Annotated in this window: 8 protein-coding genes; 5 read left to right on the top strand and 3 right to left on the bottom strand. The window is 70.3% G+C overall.

The features are described 5' to 3' along the window. The coding region (locus LOY02_RS08095) for a succinate--CoA ligase subunit alpha (RefSeq protein ID WP_317181834.1) at positions 1-662 on the bottom strand (662 nt) is incomplete at its 3' end. Between the two features lie 34 nt (positions 663-696). Further along, the gene (gene sucC, locus LOY02_RS08090; protein ID WP_317181833.1) at positions 697-1,887 is read right to left on the bottom strand and encodes an ADP-forming succinate--CoA ligase subunit beta; all 1,191 of its coding nucleotides are present in this window, start codon (positions 1,885-1,887) and stop codon (positions 697-699) included. Between the two features lie 250 nt (positions 1,888-2,137). Here sucC and LOY02_RS08085 point away from each other — a divergent pair, with 250 nt between their 5' ends. The 5 genes from LOY02_RS08085 to LOY02_RS08065 all read left to right on the top strand — a co-directional run bounded on the left by LOY02_RS08085 (position 2,138) and on the right by LOY02_RS08065 (position 5,696). After that, complete coding sequence (locus tag LOY02_RS08085) at positions 2,138-2,830, top strand: metalloregulator ArsR/SmtB family transcription factor (protein ID WP_317181832.1); 693 nt, start codon at positions 2,138-2,140, stop codon at positions 2,828-2,830. A 65-nt stretch (positions 2,831-2,895) separates the two neighbouring features. Continuing rightward, positions 2,896-3,750, top strand: coding sequence for a DsbA family protein (locus LOY02_RS08080; protein WP_317181831.1), 855 nt, complete (start codon positions 2,896-2,898; stop codon positions 3,748-3,750). Then, on the top strand, positions 3,747-4,598 hold the full coding sequence (locus LOY02_RS08075) for a cytochrome c biogenesis CcdA family protein (protein ID WP_317181830.1): 852 nt from the start codon (positions 3,747-3,749) through the stop codon (positions 4,596-4,598). The genes LOY02_RS08080 and LOY02_RS08075 overlap by 4 nt, the downstream gene beginning before the upstream one ends. A gap of 244 nt (positions 4,599-4,842) precedes the next feature. Further along, on the top strand, positions 4,843-5,277 hold the full coding sequence (locus LOY02_RS08070) for a type IV toxin-antitoxin system AbiEi family antitoxin domain-containing protein (protein ID WP_317181829.1): 435 nt from the start codon (positions 4,843-4,845) through the stop codon (positions 5,275-5,277). Further along, a complete protein-coding gene (locus LOY02_RS08065; RefSeq protein WP_317181828.1) occupies positions 5,274-5,696 on the top strand; it encodes a hypothetical protein in 423 nt (140 codons plus the stop codon). Before LOY02_RS08070 ends, LOY02_RS08065 begins: the two co-directional genes overlap by 4 nt. A 1-nt stretch (position 5,697) precedes the next feature. Here LOY02_RS08065 and LOY02_RS08060 read toward each other — a convergent pair whose 3' ends face one another. Continuing rightward, positions 5,698-6,126: a cobalamin B12-binding domain-containing protein gene (locus LOY02_RS08060; RefSeq protein ID WP_317181827.1), complete on the bottom strand. Its 429-nt coding sequence runs from the start codon at positions 6,124-6,126 to the stop codon at positions 5,698-5,700. Positions 6,127-6,246: the final 120 nt, after the last annotated feature.

Raw genomic sequence — 6,246 nt, 5'->3', positions numbered from 1 at the left:
CGCTCCTCGGCGTCGCCGCCGATCTCGCCGATCATGACGATCGCGTCGGTGTCGGGGTCATCCTGGAAGGCGGCCAGGCAGTCGATGTGCGTCGTGCCGATGATCGGGTCGCCGCCGATGCCGACCGCGGTCGAGAAGCCGATGTCGCGCAGCTCGTACATCATCTGGTACGTCAGGGTGCCGGACTTCGAGACGAGCCCGATGCGGCCACCCCCGGAGATGTCCGCCGGGATGATGCCGGCGTTGGAGACTCCCGGCGTGATGAGACCGGGGCAGTTCGGGCCGATGATGCGTGTCGTGCCCTTGGCCTCGGCATAGTTGAAGAACTCGGCGGTGTCCTTGACCGCGACGCCCTCGGTGATGACGACGGCGAGCGGGATCTCGGCGTCGATCGCCTCCACGGCAGCGGACTTGGTGAACTGCGCCGGGACGAAGATGACCGTGACATTCGCACCGGTCGCGTCGATCGCCTCCTGGACGGTGCCGAAGACGGGGACCGTGACGCCGCCGTCGAAGTCGACCGTCGTGCCGGCCTTGCGGGGGTTGACCCCACCGACGATGGCCGTGCCGGACTTGAGCATCCGCTGCGTGTGCTTCATGCCCTCGGAGCCGGTCATGCCCTGGACGATGACCTTCGAGTCAGCGTTCAAAAAGATCGACATGGAAAATTGCCTCGATTTCTCTTCGTCGTCAGGGTCAGTTCGCGGCGGCGGCGAGCTCGGCGGCCTTGCGGGCCGCGCCGTCCATGGTCTCTTCGATGATCACGCGGGGGTGGTTGCGCTCGGCGAGGATGCGGCGGCCCTCCTCGACGTTGTTGCCGTCGAGGCGGACGACGAGCGGGCGGTCCTCCTCGTCACCGAGGGCGTCGAGCGCACCGACGATGCCGTTGGCGACCGCGTCACAGGCGGTGATCCCGCCGAAGACGTTGACGAAGACGGACTTGACCTGCGGGTCCGAGAGGATGATGTGCAGGCCGTCGGCCATCACCTCGGCGGAGGCGCCGCCACCGATGTCGAGGAAGTTTGCAGGTTTCGGACCCCGAACGCTGTCGATCTCAGAACCGGCGTAGGCGACGACGTCGAGGGTGCTCATGACGAGGCCGGCGCCGTTGCCGATGATGCCGACCGAGCCCTCGAGGCGGACGTAGTTGAGGTCCTTCTCCTTCGCCTCGGCCTCGAACGGGTCTGCAGCGGACTTGTCCTCGAGCGCGGCGTGGTCGGGGTGGCGGAAGCCGGCGTTCTCGTCGAGCGAGACCTTGCCGTCAAGGGCGATGTACTGGCCGTCCTCGGTCTTGACGAGCGGGTTGACCTCGACGAGCGTGGCGTCCTCGTCGCGGTAGACCTCCCACAGTTTCTTCATGACGTCCATGAGGCCCGGCTTGTCGGCCTCGTCGAAGCCGGCGGCGTCGACGATCTCGCGGGCCTTGGCGTCGTCGACGCCCACGTTGGGGTCGACGTTGATCTTCGCGAGCGCCTCGGGCCGCTCCACCGCGAGCTGCTCGATGTCCATGCCGCCCTCCTTGGAGCACATGGCGAGGTAGCTGCGGTTGGCCCGGTCGAGCAGGATGGAGAAGTAGTACTCCTCGGCGATCTTCGCGCCCTGGGCGATCATCACCTGGTGGACGGTGTGGCCCTTGATGTCCATGCCGAGGATCTGCTCGGCGTGTGCCTGCGCCTCGTCGGGGGTCTTGGCGACCTTGACACCGCCGGCCTTGCCGCGGCCCCCGGTCTTGACCTGGGCCTTGACGACCGTGACGCCGCCCGACTGCTGCCCGACGCGCTCGGCCGCCGCGCGAGCCTCCTCGGGGGTCGTGGCGATGGCGCCGGCCAGAACCGGGACGCCGTGCGCTTCGAACATGTCGCGCGCTTGATACTCGAAGAGATCCACGGGTGAGTCCGTCCTCATCATCGATCGGGAGTCGGCTTACCCTCGGACTCTAGTGCCCCGCACAGAGCGCTCCGACCGGGCGCCCTGCCGACCGGACGAAGATCACACTCCCCGCCCACATGCTGGCGCGCGCGGCGCCGGAGCGCCCCGCGCACGGCCTCCCGAGTTGGTGGTCTCGGTGGTTGCCGCCTACGGTATTCCAAAGATCTTTGGAGGAACGTTGGACGAAACCGCCTCGGCAGGCCCCGCGGTGACTGCAGCACCACCCCCGGCAGGCACCGACCCGGACCGGCACGCCGCCCTCTTCGACGAGCTCGCCCTCGTCGGCAAGGCCTTCGCGAGCGCAAAGCGGCTCGTGCTCATCGACCTGCTCGCCCAGGGCGAGCGGACCGTCGAGTCCCTCGCCCGCGAGGCGGGCATGGGAGTGAGCACGGCATCCGCGCACCTCCAGGTCCTCAAGCTCTCCAACCTCGTCACCACCCGTCGCGAGGGCACCCGCATCCACTACCGGCTCGCGGGCGAGGACGTCGTCGGCCTCTACGCCTCGATGCTCGCCGTGGCCCGTGAGCACTCCGCCGACGTGGAGAAGGCGCTCGCCGCCTACCTCGGCCTCGGTCACGACGACGTCGAGCAGGTGAGCCGCGAGGAGCTGCTCGAGCGGCTCGAACGCGGCGACGTGCTCCTGCTCGACGTCCGGCCGCCGGAGGAGTATGCCGCCGGCCACCTTCCCGGGGCACGCTCGGTCCCGTTCGGCCGGCTCGCGGAACGCCTCGAGACCGCCGACCCGGACGTCGAGATCATCGCCTACTGCCGCGGCGCCTACTGCGTCCTCGCCACCGACGCCGTCCGCCTCCTGCGCGACCAGGGCCGCACGGCCCGGCGGCTCGAGGACGGCCTGCTCGAATGGCGCCTCGCCGGCCACCCCGTCGAGACCGGCGCCTGAGTGCGGCGCCCGGCCCAGCGGCATACGCCCTCACCACCCCCAGTGACCCCCACCAGAGGAACCTCATGACCGACACGCCCACCCCGACCCCCGACCCCGCAGCCGAGCGCACGCCGACGACCAGCCGGCGCCAGCGGCTCGTTGCTCCCCTCGTCGTCACGCTCGTCGCAGCGCTCGTCACCCTCCTCGTCGCCTTCGGCCCGATGCTGACGAAGGGCAGCGAGGCGCCTCCAGCGGGCCAGGCGGCCGGCACGGCCACCGGCGACGCGCCCGGACAGCCCGCCGGTGAGCCCGGGCAGCCGGGTGAGCCCGCGGACACGTCCGAGCAGGACGCCCAGATCGCGGCGCTCGCCACGCTGGCTCGCCGCACCCCCGGCGACCCCGTCGCGCTCGGTGCAGAAGACGCACCGGTCGTCCTCATCAACTACTCCGAGTACCAGTGCCCCTTCTGCGGGAAGTTCGCCCGCGACACCAAGCCCACCCTCGTCACGGAGTACGTCGACAAGGGCCTGCTCCGCATCGAGTGGCGTGACTTCCCCTACCTCGGGCCGGAGTCCACGACGGCCGCCCACGCCGGGCGAGCCGCTGCCGAGCAGGGCCGCTTCTGGGAGTTCCACGACGCGATCTTCGCCGACCAGCAGCCGCCCAACAGCGGCAAGCTGACGGAGGGCTTCCTTGCGGGCATCGCCGAGCGGATCGGTCTCGACGTCGCGCAGTTCCGCACGGACCTCGCCGACCCGGAGGTGCAGGCCCCAGTCGCCGAGGACTTCGACGAGGGTCAGAGCATCGGCGTCACCGGCACGCCCGCCTTCCTCATCAACGGCAACCCCGTCATCGGTGCCCAGCCGACCGAGACCTTCACGCAGATCATCGACGCCGAGCTCGCCAAGGCGGAGGCGGCCACGGCGGAGGCCAAGTGACCGAGGTCGGCCTGCTCGCCGCCTTCGCCGCCGGGGTGCTCGCGCTGCTCTCGCCGTGCAGCGCCCTGCTCGTGCCGTCGTTCTTCGCCTACGCCTTCGCGTCGCGGACGGCCCAGGTGCTGCGAACCCTCGCGTTCTACGTCGGGCTGCTGCTCACGCTCGTCCCGCTGGGTATCGGCGCGAGCTTCGCTTCGTCGCTCTTCTACGGGCACCGGCAGCTGCTCATCGCGATCGCGGGGTGGTCGATCATCGCGCTCGGCGTGCTGATGATCCTCGGCAAGGGGCTCTCCATCCCCTTCATGGACCGACTCCAGGCGCGCTTCACCGCCCAGTCGACCGGCCGCGCCGGATGGGTCTCGACCGTGGCGCTCGGGGCGGTCTACGGGCTCGCGGGGTTCTGCTCCGGCCCGGTGCTCGGCGCGATCCTGACCATGGCGGCGGTGCAGGGCTCGCCCGTCCAGGGCGGGCTGCTCCTCGCGGTCTACGCGCTGGGGATGGCGGCTCCCCTCTTCGTCCTCGCGGCCCTCTGGGATCGCTACGACCTCGGGCGGCGGGCGTGGCTGCGCGGGCGCACGGTTCGCGTCGGTCCGCTCCAGGTCCACTCGACGACGCTCGTCTCGGGGCTGCTGTTCATCGGCATCGGTGTGCTCTTCCTGCTGTTCGACGGCACGGCCGGCATCACCGGCTTCCTCGGCCTGGGCGACACGACCGACCTCGAGTTCTCGCTCCAGGAGCGGATCGCACAGTGGTCGGCCGCCGTCCCCGCCTGGGTCCTCCCCGCGGCCGTGGCCGTCGCCGGCGGGCTCTGGACGGTCCGCCGCTGGCGCTCCCCCGCGCGAGGCGACTGACGCAGCCTCGCGACGCCGCATTGCCTAGCGTGCGCGCCCTGACTCACCGTGCGCGCCGTGCCCGACCCCGCGCAGGATGCATCCCGCCGGCGGAAGGAAACCCGCACGGCGAAGGGAAGCCCGCGCGGCACGCCTCATTCTCGACAGCCGGCCACTGTCCACACCCCCTCGGCTGCCTTGCCCGGCCTCCACAGCTCCCGGCGCACCGCCGCGAGGCCGGCGCGCCACGGTCCACGGTTTCCTCATGAACCTGTCGCTGATCACTCGACACGGCGTCTTCTCGACCGCCGACGCCCGGACCATGGGGCTCACCGACAACGACCTCAAGCGGCTGGTCGGCTCAGGGGAGTGCGTCCGACTGACCAGAGGCTGGTACGCGCCGGCCATCGGACCGCTTGACCCGATCGAGCGACATCGGCTGACCGCGCTCGCACTCGGGCGCGAGTACTGCGGCAGGGCAGCTCTCAGCCACTCCTCGGCCGTCGTCGCCCAGCGGATCGCGACGCACGCTGTGGATCTGTCAAAGGTGCATCTGACCTTGGGGGCACGCAGGGGTCACGAGGCCAGGGCCATCGCCGGTCACTCAGCGGGCGATCCGCGCCGTGCGGACGGGCTCAAGGCACCGGGGGTGTCCACCCGACGCAAGGGCCTGGTCCTCCAGGGCCGATCGGCGAAGTGACCTACCCCGCTGCCGAGCCCGGCCCCGGGGCATGGGTCACGCCGTCAGCGGTTCCCCTCGCGTGGGCAGCTGTCCAGACGGGGCTGGTGTCCGGAGGTCTGAGTGCCCTTGTCTCGGCCGACGCTGCTCTGCATTCGGGCCAGCTGAGCATCACGGATCTCGCCGAGGCCTTGGACCGGTTCCGCAGGCATGCCGGCATCCAGCAGGTGCGGGCCGCCCTTGCCGGTGCGGACGGTCGGCACGAGTCCCCTGGAGAGACCAGGGCCGCCTTCGTGAAGCGCCTCGTCGGCTTCGACGTGGAGCCGCAGGTCGAGGTCGTCGCGGAGGGACGCACCTACCGCGCGGACTTCCGGATCGTCGGCACGCGCGTGCTCGTCGAGTTCGATGGTGCGGTCAAGTACGCCACTGATGGGGGCTGAATCAGGCTGCGCTCACGTTGGCGCGGACCCATTCCACGATCTCGTGGGTCGGCGCACCGGGCGTGAAGACCTTGGCCACGCCGAGCTCCGCGAGCTGAGGGATGTCATCGTTGGGGATGATTCCACCGCCGAAGACGATGATGTCGCTCGCATCCCGCTCCTTGAGCAGCTCGACGACCCGGGCGAAGAGCGTCAGGTGCGCGCCGCTCAGCACGGACAGGCCGATCGCGTCGGCGTCCTCCTGAATGGCCGCCTCGACGATCTGTTCGGGCGTCTGGTGCAGCCCCGTGTAGATGACCTCCATGCCTGCGTCGCGCAGTGCACGGGCGACGACCTTCGCGCCGCGGTCGTGCCCATCCAGACCAGGCTTGGCGACGATGACGCGGATGACGCCTCCGGTGGGTGCGCTGGAGTCAGAGGGGGAAGTCATGCCGCGCACTCTAGTCAGGCGGGTGCGACGCGTCGACGAAACGTGATCGATCGCCCAACCGCTCGCCCATCTCGACCCGACAGGGGCAACCGTCACTCCGGGTGTGAGCGAGCTCACACG

The organism is Intrasporangium sp., from assembly GCF_032907665.1.
Lineage (GTDB): Bacteria > Actinomycetota > Actinomycetes > Actinomycetales > Dermatophilaceae > Intrasporangium.
This window is presented reverse-complemented; position numbering and strand designations above follow the sequence as displayed.